This is a genomic window from Antarcticibacterium arcticum (assembly GCF_007993795.1).
Taxonomy (GTDB): Bacteria; Bacteroidota; Bacteroidia; order Flavobacteriales; family Flavobacteriaceae; genus Gillisia; species Gillisia arctica.
Genome location: NZ_CP042476.1, coordinates 2,765,871 through 2,781,823 on the forward strand (window position 1 = coordinate 2,765,871; position 15,953 = coordinate 2,781,823).

General features: G+C 39.6%; 17 protein-coding genes. 16 read left to right on the forward strand and 1 reads right to left on the reverse strand.

The window, feature by feature from the left end; translation table 11 throughout:
- Window positions 1–2: 2 nt before the first annotated feature.
- Window positions 3–1,094 carry a glycosyltransferase family 9 protein gene (locus tag FK178_RS12510; RefSeq protein ID WP_146835699.1) on the forward strand — a complete coding sequence of 364 codons (1,092 nt, stop codon included), beginning with the start codon at window positions 3–5 and terminating at the stop codon, window positions 1,092–1,094.
- Window positions 1,095–1,182: 88 nt separating this feature from the next.
- On the opposite strand, the gene FK178_RS12515 is transcribed toward FK178_RS12510, so the two are convergent.
- Window positions 1,183–2,229 carry a ferredoxin--NADP reductase gene (locus tag FK178_RS12515; protein WP_146835702.1) on the reverse strand — a complete coding sequence of 349 codons (1,047 nt, stop codon included), beginning with the start codon at window positions 2,227–2,229 and terminating at the stop codon, window positions 1,183–1,185.
- Between the two features lie 92 nt (window positions 2,230–2,321).
- On the opposite strand from FK178_RS12515, the gene FK178_RS12520 reads away from it, so the two are divergent.
- The 15 genes from FK178_RS12520 to dut all read left to right on the forward strand — a co-directional run bounded on the left by FK178_RS12520 (window position 2,322) and on the right by dut (window position 15,928).
- Window positions 2,322–3,806 (forward strand): DUF5687 family protein, encoded by a 1,485-nt coding sequence (locus FK178_RS12520; RefSeq protein ID WP_146835705.1) that lies wholly within the window; start codon window positions 2,322–2,324, stop codon window positions 3,804–3,806.
- Window positions 3,807–3,817: 11 nt separating this feature from the next.
- The gene (locus FK178_RS12525; protein WP_146835709.1) at window positions 3,818–4,531 is read left to right on the forward strand and encodes an ABC transporter ATP-binding protein; all 714 of its coding nucleotides are present in this window, start codon (window positions 3,818–3,820) and stop codon (window positions 4,529–4,531) included.
- A 112-nt stretch (window positions 4,532–4,643) separates the two neighbouring features.
- A complete protein-coding gene (porW, locus tag FK178_RS12530; RefSeq protein WP_146835712.1) occupies window positions 4,644–7,196 on the forward strand; it encodes a type IX secretion system periplasmic lipoprotein PorW/SprE in 2,553 nt (850 codons plus the stop codon).
- 1 nt (window position 7,197) lies between these two features.
- On the forward strand, window positions 7,198–7,608 hold the full coding sequence (locus FK178_RS12535; RefSeq protein ID WP_146835715.1) for a bactofilin family protein: 411 nt from the start codon (window positions 7,198–7,200) through the stop codon (window positions 7,606–7,608).
- Window positions 7,577–7,804 carry an AtpZ/AtpI family protein gene (locus FK178_RS12540; RefSeq protein ID WP_146835718.1) on the forward strand — a complete coding sequence of 76 codons (228 nt, stop codon included), beginning with the start codon at window positions 7,577–7,579 and terminating at the stop codon, window positions 7,802–7,804. The genes FK178_RS12535 and FK178_RS12540 overlap by 32 nt, the downstream gene beginning before the upstream one ends.
- A gap of 9 nt (window positions 7,805–7,813) precedes the next feature.
- Window positions 7,814–8,200, forward strand: a complete 387-nt coding sequence (locus FK178_RS12545) for a DUF6168 family protein (RefSeq protein WP_146835721.1) — start codon at window positions 7,814–7,816, stop codon at window positions 8,198–8,200.
- 135 nt (window positions 8,201–8,335) lie between these two features.
- Window positions 8,336–9,421: a F0F1 ATP synthase subunit A gene (gene atpB, locus FK178_RS12550; RefSeq protein WP_146835724.1), complete on the forward strand. Its 1,086-nt coding sequence runs from the start codon at window positions 8,336–8,338 to the stop codon at window positions 9,419–9,421.
- A gap of 23 nt (window positions 9,422–9,444) precedes the next feature.
- The gene (gene atpE, locus FK178_RS12555) at window positions 9,445–9,675 is read left to right on the forward strand and encodes an ATP synthase F0 subunit C (protein ID WP_006989078.1); all 231 of its coding nucleotides are present in this window, start codon (window positions 9,445–9,447) and stop codon (window positions 9,673–9,675) included.
- 95 nt (window positions 9,676–9,770) lie between these two features.
- Window positions 9,771–10,265 carry a F0F1 ATP synthase subunit B gene (locus tag FK178_RS12560; RefSeq protein ID WP_146835727.1) on the forward strand — a complete coding sequence of 165 codons (495 nt, stop codon included), beginning with the start codon at window positions 9,771–9,773 and terminating at the stop codon, window positions 10,263–10,265.
- A gap of 4 nt (window positions 10,266–10,269) precedes the next feature.
- Entirely contained in the window at window positions 10,270–10,824 is a 555-nt protein-coding gene (gene atpH, locus FK178_RS12565; RefSeq protein WP_146835730.1) for an ATP synthase F1 subunit delta, read from the forward strand.
- 46 nt (window positions 10,825–10,870) lie between these two features.
- A complete protein-coding gene (gene atpA / locus FK178_RS12570; protein WP_146835733.1) occupies window positions 10,871–12,451 on the forward strand; it encodes a F0F1 ATP synthase subunit alpha in 1,581 nt (526 codons plus the stop codon).
- A 110-nt stretch (window positions 12,452–12,561) separates the two neighbouring features.
- Window positions 12,562–13,422, forward strand: a complete 861-nt coding sequence (gene atpG, locus FK178_RS12575) for an ATP synthase F1 subunit gamma (RefSeq protein ID WP_146835736.1) — start codon at window positions 12,562–12,564, stop codon at window positions 13,420–13,422.
- Between the two features lie 100 nt (window positions 13,423–13,522).
- Window positions 13,523–13,972, forward strand: coding sequence for a hypothetical protein (locus tag FK178_RS12580; protein ID WP_146835740.1), 450 nt, complete (start codon window positions 13,523–13,525; stop codon window positions 13,970–13,972).
- 64 nt (window positions 13,973–14,036) lie between these two features.
- Window positions 14,037–15,497: an oligosaccharide flippase family protein gene (locus FK178_RS12585; protein ID WP_146835743.1), complete on the forward strand. Its 1,461-nt coding sequence runs from the start codon at window positions 14,037–14,039 to the stop codon at window positions 15,495–15,497.
- On the forward strand, window positions 15,494–15,928 hold the full coding sequence (dut, locus tag FK178_RS12590; RefSeq protein WP_146835746.1) for a dUTP diphosphatase: 435 nt from the start codon (window positions 15,494–15,496) through the stop codon (window positions 15,926–15,928). Before FK178_RS12585 ends, dut begins: the two co-directional genes overlap by 4 nt.
- Window positions 15,929–15,953 lie beyond the last annotated feature (25 nt).

Sequence of the window (15,953 nt, forward strand, 5' to 3'; positions counted from 1 at the left end):
CTATGGCCTCACCACCCTCCAAACCGGAAAAGATCTCTTCCTCCAGGCGGGAGATAACCCGGAAGGAGGGGGAACATATTCTTGTGATTCGTTTTTCGGCGATGGGAGATGTTGCCATTTTGGCGCCGGTGTTGCAGGCTGTTACTGCATCCTATCCTTCCTTAAAAATAACAGTTCTCACCCGGGGTTTTTTTGCTCCTATTTTCAGGAATATTCCTAACGTTTGGGTTTACAATGCCGATCTTAAAGGCTTGCACAGCGGTATCAGGGGATTATGCCGCCTGGCCAGTGAAATGAGGGAACTCGAAGTATCCGCCGTTGCAGATGTGCATGATGTATTAAGGACAAATGTCCTAAGATCTATTTTTTATTTATTCGGGATCCCGGTAAAGCAAATTGATAAAGGCAGGGCTGAGAAAAAAGCGCTTACTGCTGAGAAAAATAAGGTATTTACACAACTGAAGCCTACCTTCCAACGTTATGCCGATGTTTTTGCCCAACTGGGTTATCCTGTAGATCTTAGCAAAGTCACCTTTCACAACAAACAAAAACTTTCTCCCAGCATCTTGAAGATAACCGGCAGCGACCAAAAAAAATGGGTGGGGATAGCTCCTTTTGCCCAGCATAATTCCAAAGTGTATCCTATGGATCTCATGGAAGAGGTGATAGACCGGCTTGATGCACAACAAAATTTAAAAATATTTTTGTTTGGTGGGGGAGCAGCAGAGATCGAAAAATTGGATTCACTGGCAGGAAGTTATGAAAATGTTACCTCCATTGCCGGGAAACTAAGTTTTGAGGAAGAACTCGATTTGATTTCCAATCTAGATGTAATGCTTTCCATGGATAGCGGCAATGCTCACCTGGCAGCTTTATATGGAATTTCTGTTATCACGCTGTGGGGAGTTACCCATCCTTATGCAGGTTTTGCGGCATTTGGCCAGCCTGATGAAAATAATTTGCTCCCGGATCTTGAAAAATACCCTTCCGTTCCTACTTCTATATATGGGAATGTGGTGCCAAAGGGATATGAAGATGTTATGCGTAGCATTCCGCCGGAAAGGGTGGTGCAAAAGGTTCTTGAAGTCCTTTAAATTATTTTAAACAAATTTTTTTCCTAATAAAAAAGTCCCGGTGATTCCGGGACTTTTTTATATGGCTCGTGCTTGAAAGATAAGCACTTTATACATCATCATAATCAACCTTCAGGACAGGCGTTGTAGGCTGGGCCTGGCAGGTAAGGATCAAACCTTCTGCGATCTCGCTGTCTGTAAGGATCATATTCTTGCGCATTTCTGCTTTTCCTTCGGTGATCCTTGCTATACAACTACTGCATATCCCTCCCTGGCAGGAATAAGGTACATCAATGTCATTATCAAGGGCAACCTCCAGAACGGTTTTTTTATTATCCATGGTGAAGCTGGATTCTTCATCATCAACAATAATAGTTAATTTTACCTCCCCATCTATTGCAGTTTCTACAGGGGCGGCGTCCTTGGTGGTGAAAAGTTCAAATAATATACTTTCCTCAGGAACCCCGTTGGATTTTAGGATCTCTGTAACAGCTTGTATCATTTCCTCGGGCCCGCAAAGGAAATATTTTTCAAAACCTGTTTCTTTAAACTTATTCTTAAGCACAAAATTTACTGTGCTGTTTTCGATCCTCCCAAATTGAGCATTTTCTTCCCTGGTGCGGCTGTATATGAATTCGATAAAAAGCCTTTCAGGATGCTCAACCTGTAATTCCAGCAGTTCCTTAAAGAATATGGTTTCTTCAATAGACCTGTTTCCATAAACCAGCACAAAGGTGCTTTCGGGTTCACTGCTTAGAACCGTTTTAATAATTGAGAGTACCGGTGTGATTCCACTTCCCGCTGCAAAAGCCACATAATTCTGCGCTTTATTGCCAGGCTCAAAAATAAATTTCCCTTCCGGAGGATGAACCTCAAGAACATCTCCTGCTTTTAAAGAATTATTGGCGAGCACAGAAAATTTTCCGCCGGCAACTTCTTTAACTGTAACCTTAAATTCTCCAGAACCGGGGGAAGAGCATAAAGAATAAGCTCTTCTTACTTCCTCCCCGTCCAACTGGGTTTGAATGGTGATATATTGACCTGCTTTGTAACTGAAAATATCCCTGAGCTCTTCCGGGATGTCAAAAGATATACTCACTGCCTCGGGGGTTTCCCGTATTATTTGCTTTACCTTTAAAGCATAAAATTTATTCATCTTAATAGCTTTGTTTGCAAAAATACAAAGATGAAGATTTTAAATCGTAACAAAATTGTAATTTTCCACACTTCTTTTAAAAACCGGAAACTATGTTTAAGCGGTTGTTCACGCTGGAATGGAAAGCTTTTTTTCGATCGGCCAGTATAGGCAAAAGCATCGGATTAAAAATTCTAATGGTTTTCCTGGCATTATATTTCATCACCCTTTTTTTATTAGCCGGGATTGGCCTCTATCCTTTAATAGAAAATTATATGCCCGGTCAAGACCCCTTGTTGGTGGTGAACCGCTATCTACTCTTGTGGTTTCTGGCAGAATTTGCGCTCAGGTTTTTTCTGCAAACTCTCCCGGTTCTGGACATTAAACCACTGCTTAATCTTCCCATAAAAAAAAGAAAGGTGGTGAATTTCGTTCTTTTTAAATCTATTTTGTCCTTTTTTAATTTTCTGCCATTATTGATCATTATTCCCTTCGGAATATTTAATATTTATAAGAATGTTCATTCAGACTTCTCTGTTATTGCCTGGATGTTCGCAATGCTGGGTCTAACGCTTTGTGTAAATTTTGCAAATTTTATAATTAAAAAGAGATTTACTGATGATCTTAAAGCTCTGCTGCCTGGCGTACTATTGGTAGTAGTACTTGGAATTCTCGATTATTTTAAGGTCTTTCAAATAAGTGTTCTGTTTGGAGACGGTATTGACCAAATTTTGGTCTATCCACTTCTTGCATTGGTGCCATTTGTACTTTTTTTGGGTTTGTTCTTTTGGAACCGCTATAATCTTGAAAGCAAATTTTATCTGGATGTAAGCCTGAGGGAAAAAGCTAAAAGCGCCAATACAAGGGAATTTTTATGGACCAAACGTTTTGGCGATCTTGCTCCTTATTTACAACAAGACTTGAAATTGATATGGAGAAATAAAAGGCCCAAAACGGCTGTTTACATGTCTATTCTTCTTTTGGGTTATGGCCTTTTATTTTATACGCAGGAGGTATACCTGGGGATGCCTGCCTCCTATGTGTTTGTAGGAATATTTATGACGGGTATTTTTATGATGAATTTTGGCCAGTTTATTCCAGCATGGGATGCAGGTTATTATCCGTTGATCATGTCTCAGGATATTCCTATTACAAAATATTTAAACGCAAAGGCCGGGTTGATCACTGTTAGTGTCGCCGCCCTGGCCATTCTTGCAACCCCTTATCTTTATTATGGATGGAAAATTTTTTTGATGAATATTGTTTGCGCTGTCTATAATATTGGCATTAATATTCCGCTATTGCTTTATGCGGGTTCCTTTAACCGAAAAAGGATAGATCTGGATAAAAGCCCTTTTATGAACTATCAGGGAACAGGCGTTGCGCAATGGCTTGTAGGAATACCTCTTATTATAATTCCTGTTTTTTTATTCTGGATCTTCAATAAATTTATTTCCTTTGAAAGCGGAGTTGCACTATTATTGGGGCTAGGTGTCATGGGACTTATTTTTAGGGCACATGCGATCTCTCTTATTGCCCAGGTTTACAAAAGGAAAAAATATGCAATGCTGGAAGGTTTTAAGCAACAAGGCGAATAAAACAATACTTAATGATCACCGTAAGCAATATTTCAAAAATATATAGTGGTACAACCGTACTAAAAATTGATCATCTGGAAATTCCTGCCGGGCAGAGTTTTGGATTGGTGGGAAATAACGGGGCAGGAAAAACAACATTTTTTAGCCTGTTGCTTGATCTTATTCAGCCTTCTGCGGGAAGCATTTTTAACCATGAAATTACGGTGAGCGAAAGCGAAGAGTGGAAATCCTTTACATCTTCCTTTATTGATGAAAGCTTTTTAATTGGATACCTCACTCCCGAGGAATATTTTTATTTCATTGGGGAAATAAGAAAACAGAACAAAGCCGATGTTGATAAACTCCTCGCCGGTTTTGAGGATTTTTTTAATGGAGAGATCACTGGAAAACGCAAATATTTGAGGGACCTTTCTAAAGGGAACCAGAAAAAGGTAGGCATCGTAGCAGCATTTATTGGAGATCCTAAAGTGGTGATCTTAGATGAACCCTTTGCCAATCTTGACCCAACCACCCAGATAAGGCTTAAAAAGATAATTAAAGAAATGGCTGAAGATAAGGATACCACGTTTTTAATTTCCAGCCACGATCTCATACACGTTACTGAAGTTTGTGAGCGTATTGTGGTGCTGGACAAAGGATTAATAGTAAAGGATCTTAATACTTCAGGAGCCACCCTGCAGGAACTGGAGTCCTATTTCTCCGGAGATCAACGGGTAGAGATCTAAGCTTTTAAAATCCAGAAGGATTTCTGAATGCCCGCATTGAAAAAAGAAACGTATTTTAGCATACTAAAACAGGCCATGAACAGTTATTTATTATATCAGGAACGTATTGATTTTGAATAGATTTACCTTTGGTATTGTATGTTTGGTATTGGCAATTGGTCTTTCGGGGTGCTCCCGAAAAAAAGACAAATTCATCAACAGGAACTACCATGCCGTAACTACAGAGTTTAATACCTTATACAACGGGGATCTGGCGCTTGACCTGGGAAAGAAACAAATTGCCGATACCTATCAGGAAAATTTCTGGGAGATCCTGCCTGTAGAAAGAATGCAGGTTTCTGAAGAAATTGCTCTTCCGGGCACCATAAGAAATGAAAATTTCAAGATTGCAGAGGAGAAAGCCACCAAGGCTATTCAAAGACATTCCATGCTTATTCAGGGAACCGAAAAGAATCCGCAGATAGATGAGGCATATTTACTACTAGGAAAGGCCCGGTATTATGATCAAAGATTTATTCCCGCCCTGGAATCCTTTAATTATATCCTGCATAAATATCCCAAGAGCAATACCATAAATCACGCCCGTATCTGGAGGGAAAAAACCAATCTTAGGCTTGAGAATGATAAGCTTGCCATTAAAAACCTCAAAAGGTTAATTGCAGGCGGGAATATGAAAGATCAGGACATGGCCGATGCTCATGCAACCCTGGCCCAGGCCTATATAAATACAGGTTCACTGTATAGTGCTGTTGCTCCCATAAAAGTAGCAGCATATTACACTAAGGAGCATGAGGAAAAGGGGCGCTATAGTTATATTGAAGGCCAGTTGTATAATGTGCTTCAAAAGCGGGACAGCGCATCCCTGGCCTTTGACAGGGTAATTGAACTTAACCGGAAAATCCCACGGGAGTATTTGGTTAATGCCCAGTTAGAGAAAGCCAGGAATTTTAATTATGTTAATGGTGATGCCCCCGCTTTATTGGCATGGCTGGAAGAAATAGAAAACAACAGAGAAAATCGCCCGTTTCTGGATAAGATATATTTTCAAAAGGCCGAATATTTTCATCACCTGGATTCTGTAGACCGTGCTATAGAATTTTACAATCAATCCCTGCGGGCACAAACATCAGATAATTTTCTTCGATCTGTCAACTACGAAACCCTTGGTAACATTTATTTCGACAACTCCCAATACAGGATCGCGGGAGCTTATTATGACAGCACATTAACTTACATCCCAACTACAACCCGGGATTATTTTGTGATCAAAAGGAAGCGGGACAATTTACAAGAGGTTATTCAATACGAAGAGATCGTTGAAAAGAATGACAGTATTCTCCGGTTTGTTGCTATGAACGAGGAGGAAAGACTTAATTACTTTACCAGTTATACAAATGATCTCAAAGCATCAGCGGTATTACGGGCAAAAACCGGTGAAATAGCTGAAACTCCTGCTATTTTGCCTGAAAGAAGAATTCCCGGGGCACCGCCTTCCCTTGGGGGACCCAATTTAAGAACTACTTTTTATTTTTATAATCCCGGTCGCGTTGCCGGTGGAATGTCAGACTTTTTGAGGATCTGGGGCCCTCGTGAACTTAAGGATAACTGGCGAACAGATCCCGGAGGACTCATTTCCCGAAGTCCCGAGGAGCTGGATGAGGTTTCTGAATTGATAATTGCCAATAATCCCCAATTCAATCCACGCACCTATATAGATCAGATCCCCACAAATCAGGGAATTATAGACAGCCTTGCTGCCCAACGGGATAATTCCTATTTCAGGCTGGGATTGATCTACAAGGAAAAATTTGGAGAGAATGAACTTGCTGCACAAAGATTAAGGTCAATGCTGGATTATACCAGGGAAGAAAGGCTGGTGGTTCCGGGGAACTATTACCTGTATCAAATTTACAATGCAACGGGAAATAATGCAGAAGCTGATAGATATAAGCAAACCGTGCTGAGAGATTATCCGAACTCCCGGTATGCTGCAAGTATAAATAATCCCGGTTTGGCAGTCGAATTGGAAAACACCGCGGAAGACAGATACAACGAGCTTTATCGACTTTTTGAGCAGGGAGAGTATGTTGAGGTTCTTAGAAGAGGTGAGATATTAATGCAGGAATTTCAAAATGATGAACTGCTGCCAAAAATTGAGTTGTTAAATGCCAACGCCACAGGACGATTGTATGGATTTGAAGCATATAAAGAGGCATTGAACTATATCGCGGTAAACTATCCGCAAACTGAGGAGGGCCAAAAGGCTTTGGCGTTAACCAATACAACCTTACCGCAACTTCAAAATAAGGAATTCAAAATACAGGAACCCCAAACCAATATTAAATTACTATATAGATTTAATCCTGAAGAAAGAGAACAGGCACTTGTAGTAAAGGAAAAAACAGAAAATGCTTTTAAGGAAATGGAATATAGAAAATATTCTGTTTCAATAGACGTTTATAATCCTGACACGATTTTTGTTGTCATCCATGGTATTGAAAGCACCGAACGTGCTAAAGGCCTTACGGAAATGTTTCAGATCAATAAAAAATACACCATAAACAGGGAGCCCATAGTAATCTCATCAGAAAATTACCGGGTAGTCCAGTTACATAAAAATATTGAGGCCTATAAAGACCTTGTTTCAAACCCCAATCCACAATAAAATGTTTAGTAAATCCAATAAAATAAAAACATCCTCTGAGACCAGCAGGGAACAAAACCGAATTTCTGCAGGAACTGTGATTACCGGTGATATTATTGCAAAAGGTGGTTTTCGTGTAGAAGGAACCATAAGAGGCAATGTTAAAACAGCCGGAAAAGTAGTTATAAGTAAAGGGGGATTAATTGATGGTACCCTTACCTGCCAGAATGCAGATTTTGAAGGAAAATTCAATGGTAAACTAACTGTGCTTGAGACCTTAACCCTTAGATCTGCTGCATTGGTTGAAGGAGAGGTAACTGCAGGGAAACTGGCCGTAGAGCCGGGGGCAACCTTTAACGCTTCCTGTGAAATGAAGAATATGGTTAAGACCCTCAATAAAGATGACCAAAAACAAAAAGAGCGCACCGCATAATAAATATCTGGAATTTGTTAATATTGCAATCCAGATGGGTGTAATCATAGCCGCCGGCGTTTTTGCGGGTATCTGGCTGGATAAAAGATATCCCAACGATTTTTCAGGTTTTACAATAGGAATTTCCCTTTTGGGAGTATTTATATCACTTTACCTGGTGATAAGGAAAGTTACTCAAATGAGTAAGGAGGACTAACAATATCTCATGAAACAACAACTACTAAATTTTTCCTACCGGCTTCTTCCTTTTACAATTATCCTTTTCCTGATTCAATATTTAATAAGCGCTTTTCTCCTGGAAGATATGGTTCTTTATTATCCGGTGTTTGCAATTTACCTTTTCCATTTCCTGGCCACCCTTATAATTTATTTTATCCTCATTTTAATTTATAATAATTTTCAGGATAAAACCGGCTTTGCTTTTATGGGTGCAAGTCTTTTAAAGATGCTTGCGGCGGTGCTTTTTCTCCTGCCCATGTTATTGAGTAACAGCGGTAATCCCTTTGCCAATCTGCTTTCCTTTTTCATCCCTTATTTTTTGTTTTTGGTTTTTGAAACCTTTTATGCTGTGAAACTCATAAATGCCAAATAACTTTTTGGTTATCAAGAGGCTTCATAAAAATGCGATATGCATTAAAAATATTTATTGGGGGCTTTTAGATAAAAATTAAAAGTATACCTTTGCACCGAAATTTTGAGCCCACAATTATTAAGTTTTAACAGGATTATGACAGCACAAAAATCTTTAAGGATTATAGTGACATTTGCACTGGCTATTCTTCCCTTTTTCACATTTTCTCAGGAAGAAGGCAGTAAAATTAACGAAGCTGCAAAGAAATTTAATGCTACAGATATGATTATGCACCATATAGGTGACTCTCATGGGTGGCATTTTTTTGGTAGTGGGGATAGTTCTTTTACCCTTCCGCTACCTGTGATCCTTTTTACTGATAATGGGCCTGTTACTTTTATGTCAAGTGCATTTCATCACGATACTGAAGGGAAGTATATTGTGGAAAGAGATGGGATGAAATTTGTAAATTATCACGAGAAGATCTATCAGCTTGATGATAATGCAACTGCTCTTGAATTTGATGCAGACCATAATGCAATAAACGCTCAAAAACCCTGGAATTTTTCCATTACCAAAAATGTGGCGGCAATGTTCTTAACTGTAATATTGATGCTTTGGTTCTTCTTTTCACTTGCCAGTTACCACAAGAAAAATAAGCAGGCTCCCAGCGGTTTCAACAACGTGTTGGAAAGCCTTGTAATTTTTGTAAGGGATGATATTGCACGTCCTCAAATAGGTGAGAAAAAATATATGAAGTTTATGCCTTTCCTTTTAACGGTATTTTTCTTCATCTGGATAACAAATATTTTGGGATTATTGCCTGGTGCGGCGAACGTTACAGGAAATATTGCGGTAACAGTTTCCCTGGGACTCTTTACTCTTGTTTTAATATTTATAAATGGAAACAAGGATTACTGGAAACACGTTTTTTGGATGCCTGGCATTCCAACCTTTGTAAAACCTATCCTTGCAGTGGTAGAAGTAATGGGGCTTTTTATTAAACCAATAGCCTTGATGATACGTTTATTTGCAAACATCACTGCCGGTCACATTATCATTTTAAGCTTATTAGCATTGATATTTATATTGGAAAGTGCAGGAGTAGCCGGTATTTCGGTTCCATTTGCACTCTTCATCACAGTATTGGAATTGCTGGTTGCATTCCTACAAGCGTTTATTTTTACAATGCTGTCTGCCCTGTTCATCGGGATGGCGGTTGAGGAACATGAACATCATTAATTTTAATTTTTAATTTAATTACTATGGAGTATTTACACATTGGACTTGCAGCATTAGGAGCTGGTCTTGCAGTTATTGGAGCTGCTATTGGGGTTGGTAGAATTGGTGGATCTGCAATGGATGCTATCGCTCGCCAGCCAGAAGCTTCTGGAAAGATCCAGACTGCTATGATTATTGCTGCGGCTCTTGTAGAGGGTGTTGCCCTTTTTGGAGTTGTTGCTGCATTATTAGGGGTACTTACAGTACCGGCTTAGTCCTTAAAATTTTTAGACCCTGTTCGCAACGGTTGGTTGCGAACAGGTTTTAAATGATGTTTTTGATTAAAATATAATTCTTTATATAAATTGATATGGATTTAATTACTCCTGAAATTGGCTTGTTCTTTTGGCAAACCATCGTTTTTTTAGTTCTCATCTTTATAATGGCCAAATTTGCCTGGAAACCTATTCTGGGAGCTGTTAAAGACAGAGAGGATTCTATCAACACTGCATTGGCTTCTGCTGAAGATGCCAGAAAAGAAATGCAGAATTTACAGGCAGATAATGAGAAGCTGTTACAGGAGGCCCGAGCTGAGCGTGATGCCATCTTAAAAGAAGCCCGTGTGATCAAAGAAAAAGTTATAGCCGATGCTTCTGCTGAAGCCCAGGCAAAAGCCGATAAGATCGTAGCACAGGCACAGGTTGTTATACAGAATGAGAAGAATGCTGCTGTTGCTGAAATTAAAGATCAGGTAGCTACTTTGTCTATTCAAATTGCCGAGAAAATTGTGCGTGAGGAATTATCCTCAAAAGAAAAACAACAACGTTTGGTAGAGCAAATGTTGGATGATGTTACTTTAAACTAGAGTTATGAAAGGAACCAGGGCAGCACAACGTTATGCCAAGGCTATTTTGGACCTTGCAAAGGATCAAAATGTATCTGAGGTGGTGAACAAAGATATGGAGTCCATATCTCAAACCATCACTGCCAGTGATGAACTTCAGGATGTTCTGGCTAGCCCCGTTGTAAAGGCCGATCTTAAAAAGAACGCCCTTCGCGAAATTTTTAAAGATGCACATTCAATTACATTGGGTGCTTTTGACATTCTGTTGGAAAACAACAGGATCATTATTCTAAAAGCGGTAGCTCAAAAATATAACGAGCTTTACAATGAACTGAATAATATCCAGGTTGCTACTGTTACCACCGCAATTCCTTTGGATACCAGCCTTGAAGCAAAGATCCAGGATAAGATAAAAGAGCTTACCGGAAACAGTGCTACAATAAAAAACATTACAGATCCCGCTATCATAGGAGGATTTATCCTTAGGATTGGAGATCTTCAATATAATGCTAGTGTTGCCAGAAGCTTAAAAGATCTAAAAAGAGAATTTAGCAACAATACATATATATCAAAAATTTAATTAAAACAGAGGCGCTCAAGGCGTTTCAATTTTATTCTAAATAATTATGGCCGAAGTAAATCCTGCTGAAGTTTCAGCAATATTAAAAAAACAGCTTTCAGGTTTCGAAGCAAAAGCTTCTCTTGATGAAGTAGGAACCGTTCTTACCGTAGGTGATGGTATTGCTCGTGTATATGGTTTGGCAAATGCCCAGTACGGGGAATTGGTTGAATTTGAAAGCGGACTGGAAGGAATTGTATTAAACCTGGAAGAAGACAACGTAGGGGTAGTACTTTTAGGACCATCAAAAGAGATCAAAGAAGGTTCTGTTGCAAAAAGAACAGAGCGTATTGCATCTATTAAAGTAGGTGAAGGAATTACCGGAAGGGTTCTGGATACTTTAGGATTTCCTATTGACGGGAAAGGCCCTATCCAGGGTGAAACCTTTGAAATGCCATTGGACCGTAAAGCTCCCGGGGTAATTTACAGAGAGCCAGTTACCGAGCCGCTTCAAACCGGGATCAAAGCTATTGATGCTATGGTACCTGTAGGGAGAGGGCAAAGGGAATTGGTAATTGGTGACCGTCAAACCGGTAAAACCGCAGTTTGTATTGACACCATTCTAAACCAAAAAGAATTTTATGATGCAGGGGAACCTGTATTCTGTATATATGTTGCTATAGGGCAAAAAGCTTCTACTGTTGCAGGTATTGCAAAAGTACTTGAAGACAGAGGTGCTATGGCATACACCACTATTGTAGCTGCAAATGCATCAGATCCTGCTCCAATGCAGGTATATGCTCCATTTGCAGGTGCTGCTATCGGGGAGTATTTTAGAGATACCGGTCGTCCTGCCCTTATCGTGTATGATGATCTTTCAAAACAAGCAGTAGCTTACCGTGAGGTTTCTTTATTGTTACGTCGCCCACCGGGACGTGAGGCTTACCCTGGAGACGTTTTCTTCCTTCACTCAAGATTACTTGAGCGGGCTGCAAAGATCATTAACAATGATGAGATTGCCAGCCAGATGAATGACCTTCCAGATTCTATAAGGCACCTGGTAAAAGGTGGCGGTTCCTTAACCGCTTTACCTCTTATTGAAACTCAGGCGGGAGACGTTTCGGCATATATTCCAACCAACGTAATTTCTATTACAGACGGGCAGATATTCCTAACTTCAGATTTGTTCAACTCGGGGGTTCGTCCTGCGATCAACGTAGGTATTTCGGTATCGCGTGTAGGGGGTAACGCTCAGATCAAATCAATGAAAAAAGTGGCTGGTACCTTGAAATTAGACCAGGCGCAATATCGTGAGCTTGAAGCTTTCGCTAAGTTTGGATCTGATCTTGATGCCGCGACTATGAATGTTATTGAAAAAGGGAAGAGAAACGTGGAGATCTTAAAGCAGGCGGAAAATGATCCTTATCCGGTTGAAGACCAGATCGCGATTATCTTTGCAGGTTCTAAAAACCTGTTGAGAAACGTTCCTGTAGAAAGAGTAAAAGAGTTTGAAAGAGAATACCTTGAGTACCTGAACATGAAACATCGTGATGTTCTTGATGGCCTTAAAGCCGGAAAGCTTACAGATGAGATCACAGACACACTTACTAAAGTAGCTAAGGAGCTTTCAGATAAATATAAGAAGTAGTATTGAGTATAGAGAATTGAGATTTCAGTTTTCTGTAGTTAAAAGAATATAATAAAGTATTGAGTAATTAGATCTCATATCTAACTACTCAATACTCAATACTAAGAAAAATGGCAAATTTAAAAGAATTACGTAGCAGGATCACATCGGTATCATCTACCATGCAGATCACCAGTGCCATGAAAATGGTTTCTGCTGCCAAATTGAACAGGGCACAGGATGCTATCACAAAAATGCGTCCTTATTCTCAAAAGTTGACCGAGCTTCTTCAAAGCCTAAGCGCTACCCTTGAAGGGGATACAGGTAGTAAATATGCCGAACAGAGAGAGGTAAATAAAGTATTAATCGTAGCCATATCTTCCAACCGGGGGCTTGCAGGAGCTTTTAACACCAACATCGTTAAAGGAGTTAGACAACTTGTGGAAACTCAATATGCAGGTAAGGATGTGAAGCTTTTGACCATTGGTAAAAAAGCGGCCGATGTTTTAAAGAAAGGTTTTAGCATTTCAAAGAATAACAATGCCATTTACGATACTTTAGATTATGCCCATGTTGCAGAGATCGCAGAAGATCTAATGCAATTATTTCTTGAAGAAAAGTATGATGAGATTGTGATCATCTACAACCAGTTTAAAAATGCTGCCACTCAAATTGTCACCACTGAACAGTTTTTGCCAATTCAAAAATTTGAGACTGACGAAAATGTAACTTTAGATTATATTTTTGAACCGGGTAAACTGGAGATAGTAAAGGATCTTATTCCAAAATCACTTAAAATGCAGCTTTTCAAAGCTATGAGTGATTCGCTTGCTGCTGAACATGGTGCACGTATGACAGCGATGCACAAGGCTACAGATAATGCAACCGAATTAAGGAATGCCCTTAAGTTATCTTACAACAAAGCCCGCCAGGCTTCCATTACCAATGAGATCCTTGAGATCGTTGGTGGGGCTGAAGCTTTGAATAACTAGATATATATTTTTTTTATAGCAAAAACCCCTGCATAACTGCGGGGGTTTTTCTTTTGGCAAGCATTTTGTTTTGTTAACTTTAGAACTTAATTCCAGAACCATGAAGTATTTCTATTTTTTATTCAGCGCGATCATAACAACTGCATTATTCACCAATTGTGCAGGCAATAAAGACCTTCAGGAACGACCTCCGGCGCAATTTGGAGGTGTGTATACGATGACGGATGCTTCTTCGGTTCATTTGTTCATACCGGTAAAAACCCTTCAAACAAATCGGGTAAGTCTGGATAGTGTATATTTTCGTGGCATGAGTGCCCCTTTGGAACAAGATGATTTAACCCCGGGAATGTATAGCGCACGATTTAATACCGGTAAGCCGGACTTAATTATGAGTTCTGATACAAGAGAGGAATACGCCAATAAAATGCCTGTAAAGGCTGGAAAATCCCCTTTTAGCCTTGAAGAAGATGAAGCTATTCTGGTGTTTTCCCAAAACAACAAGACCAAATACTACAAAATTACCGGGATCAGGGAGCGGGAAGCAAATTAAATAGCCCGTTTTTGGTAATGTTTGTCAGGAAATTAGGATATTTAGACCCTAAATAAATTCCCTTTTGAGCAGTTTAAAAAAACTTTTTCAGCAAACCTTTATTTATGGGCTTGCAACGGTCTTACCGCGAATGTTGAGTTTTTTACTGGTGCCTTTATATACAGATGTTCTTCCTGTAAGAGAATATGGGGAATTCTCCATTATTATTTCCTGGATCGTACTTTTTAACGTGCTCCTTGCCTACGGGATGGAGACCGCGTTTTTTCGGTTTTTTCATAAGGAAAAGGACAAAGGCCTTGTTGTCTCAACAGCAGCGCTTTCAATAATTTTCACTTCGGTACTCTTCTTTGTACTGGCTTTTTTATTAAGCAGTCAGCTATCAGATCTATCGGGAATTAGGGAAGATTATATTCATTATACCTTATTTATTTTGCTTCTTGACGCGCTGGTGATAATTCCTTTTGCGTGGTTAAGAGCAAATGAAAAACCGGTAAAATACGCCATCATTAAAATTCTGAATGTCGCCGTTAATTTGGGATTGAATGTCTTTTTACTTTTGTTTTTGCCAAAAATGGCTGCGGGAAATTCCGGTGGGATAGTAGCTGAAATGTATGTTCCTGATTTTGAGATCTCCTATATTTTTATCTCCATGATCATTGCGAGCAGCATAACGCTTTTAATGGTGATCTCCTTTTACACTAAAGTAGGGTATAGCTTCAGCACAGCTTTATGGACACGAATGATGCGTTATGCGTATCCCGTTTTGATCGCGGGGGTAGCTTTCGCCATAAATGAAACTTTTGACCGAATCCTGCTGGATTGGTTTTTACCTGAAAATATTGCTGAAGAAGCCGTGGGAGCGTATGCCGCCTGTTACAAGCTTGCAATTTTCATGACTCTTTTTGCTACCGCCTTCAGGATGGGAATAGAGCCTTTCTTTTTTAGCCATGCAGGGGAAAAAAACGCACAGAAAACGTACGCTTTAATTACCCGGTATTTCGTAGCTTTTGGATCTGTGATCCTTGTTACGGTGGTTGTATTTGCCGATTTTCTGAAAATTCTCCTCATTAGAAACAGCGATTACTGGGAGGCAATGAAAATAGTTCCGTTAATATTGCTTGCAAATTTCTGTTTGGGTATATATCATAATTTGTCAGTTTGGTATAAGGTGACAGACCGCACCCGCTTTGGAGCTTTTATTTCTGTAGGCGGGGCCATAATAACTCTGGCGGTAAACTTTTTGCTTATTCCAACTATGAGCTATATGGGATCTGCCATTGCAACTGTTGGGGCCTATGGCACAATGATGATCCTTTCGTATTATTTTGGCCAGAAATATTATCCAATTCCCTACGACCTCAGGAAAATAGGATTATACCTTACAGGATCTGTATTAATCTCGGGGATATCATTCTATATTTTCCCAAATAATTATTTAATAGGAATAAGTTTATGGCTGGCTTTTTTAACTTTGGTCTTTCTTCAGGAAAAAACTGCTGTGAAACAATTAATTTTTAAAAGATGACAATCAAAATAATCAACCGGTCTTCCCATGATCTCCCTAATTATGAAACAGGAGCATCGGCAGGAATGGATCTTCGTGCCAATATAACAGAGTCTGTTACGTTAAAGCCTTTGGAAAGAAGTATTATTAAAACAGGACTTTTTATAGAACTTCCGGTTGGTTACGAAGCGCAGGTTAGGCCAAGAAGTGGCCTCGCTGCGAAAAAAGGAGTAACAGTGCTTAATTCCCCGGGGACTGTAGATGCAGATTACAGGGGGGAAATAGGAGTGATCCTTGTAAATCTTTCCAATGAAGACTTTACTGTGGAAAATGGAGAGCGGATTGCCCAGTTGATTATTGCCAAACATGAACGCGCGGTATGGGAAGAAGTTGACTTGCTGGAAGAAACCTCGAGAGGAGCAGGTGGCTTTGGCAGTACAGGTACAAAATAGAAACAGAACATTAAAACAGTGGATT

Excerpts from the sequence above, each read along its gene's own strand:
- FK178_RS12545 (WP_146835721.1), top strand. The coding sequence starts at position 7,814 with ATGAAACAACAACTACTAAATTTTTCCTACCGGCTTCTTCCTTTTACA.
- atpG (WP_146835736.1), top strand. The coding sequence starts at position 12,562 with ATGGCAAATTTAAAAGAATTACGTAGCAGGATCACATCGGTATCATCT.
- FK178_RS12510 (WP_146835699.1), top strand. The coding sequence starts at position 3 with ATGGCCTCACCACCCTCCAAACCGGAAAAGATCTCTTCCTCCAGGCGG.
- atpA (WP_146835733.1), top strand. The coding sequence starts at position 10,871 with ATGGCCGAAGTAAATCCTGCTGAAGTTTCAGCAATATTAAAAAAACAG.
- FK178_RS12580 (WP_146835740.1), top strand. The coding sequence starts at position 13,523 with ATGAAGTATTTCTATTTTTTATTCAGCGCGATCATAACAACTGCATTA.
- atpE (WP_006989078.1), top strand. The coding sequence starts at position 9,445 with ATGGAGTATTTACACATTGGACTTGCAGCATTAGGAGCTGGTCTTGCA.
- FK178_RS12560 (WP_146835727.1), top strand. The coding sequence starts at position 9,771 with ATGGATTTAATTACTCCTGAAATTGGCTTGTTCTTTTGGCAAACCATC.
- FK178_RS12525 (WP_146835709.1), top strand. The coding sequence starts at position 3,818 with ATGATCACCGTAAGCAATATTTCAAAAATATATAGTGGTACAACCGTA.
- atpB (WP_146835724.1), top strand. The coding sequence starts at position 8,336 with ATGACAGCACAAAAATCTTTAAGGATTATAGTGACATTTGCACTGGCT.
- FK178_RS12520 (WP_146835705.1), top strand. The coding sequence starts at position 2,322 with ATGTTTAAGCGGTTGTTCACGCTGGAATGGAAAGCTTTTTTTCGATCG.
- atpH (WP_146835730.1), top strand. The coding sequence starts at position 10,270 with ATGAAAGGAACCAGGGCAGCACAACGTTATGCCAAGGCTATTTTGGAC.
- FK178_RS12535 (WP_146835715.1), top strand. The coding sequence starts at position 7,198 with ATGTTTAGTAAATCCAATAAAATAAAAACATCCTCTGAGACCAGCAGG.
- FK178_RS12515 (WP_146835702.1), bottom strand. The coding sequence starts at position 2,229 with ATGAATAAATTTTATGCTTTAAAGGTAAAGCAAATAATACGGGAAACC.
- FK178_RS12540 (WP_146835718.1), top strand. The coding sequence starts at position 7,577 with ATGACCAAAAACAAAAAGAGCGCACCGCATAATAAATATCTGGAATTT.
- dut (WP_146835746.1), top strand. The coding sequence starts at position 15,494 with ATGACAATCAAAATAATCAACCGGTCTTCCCATGATCTCCCTAATTAT.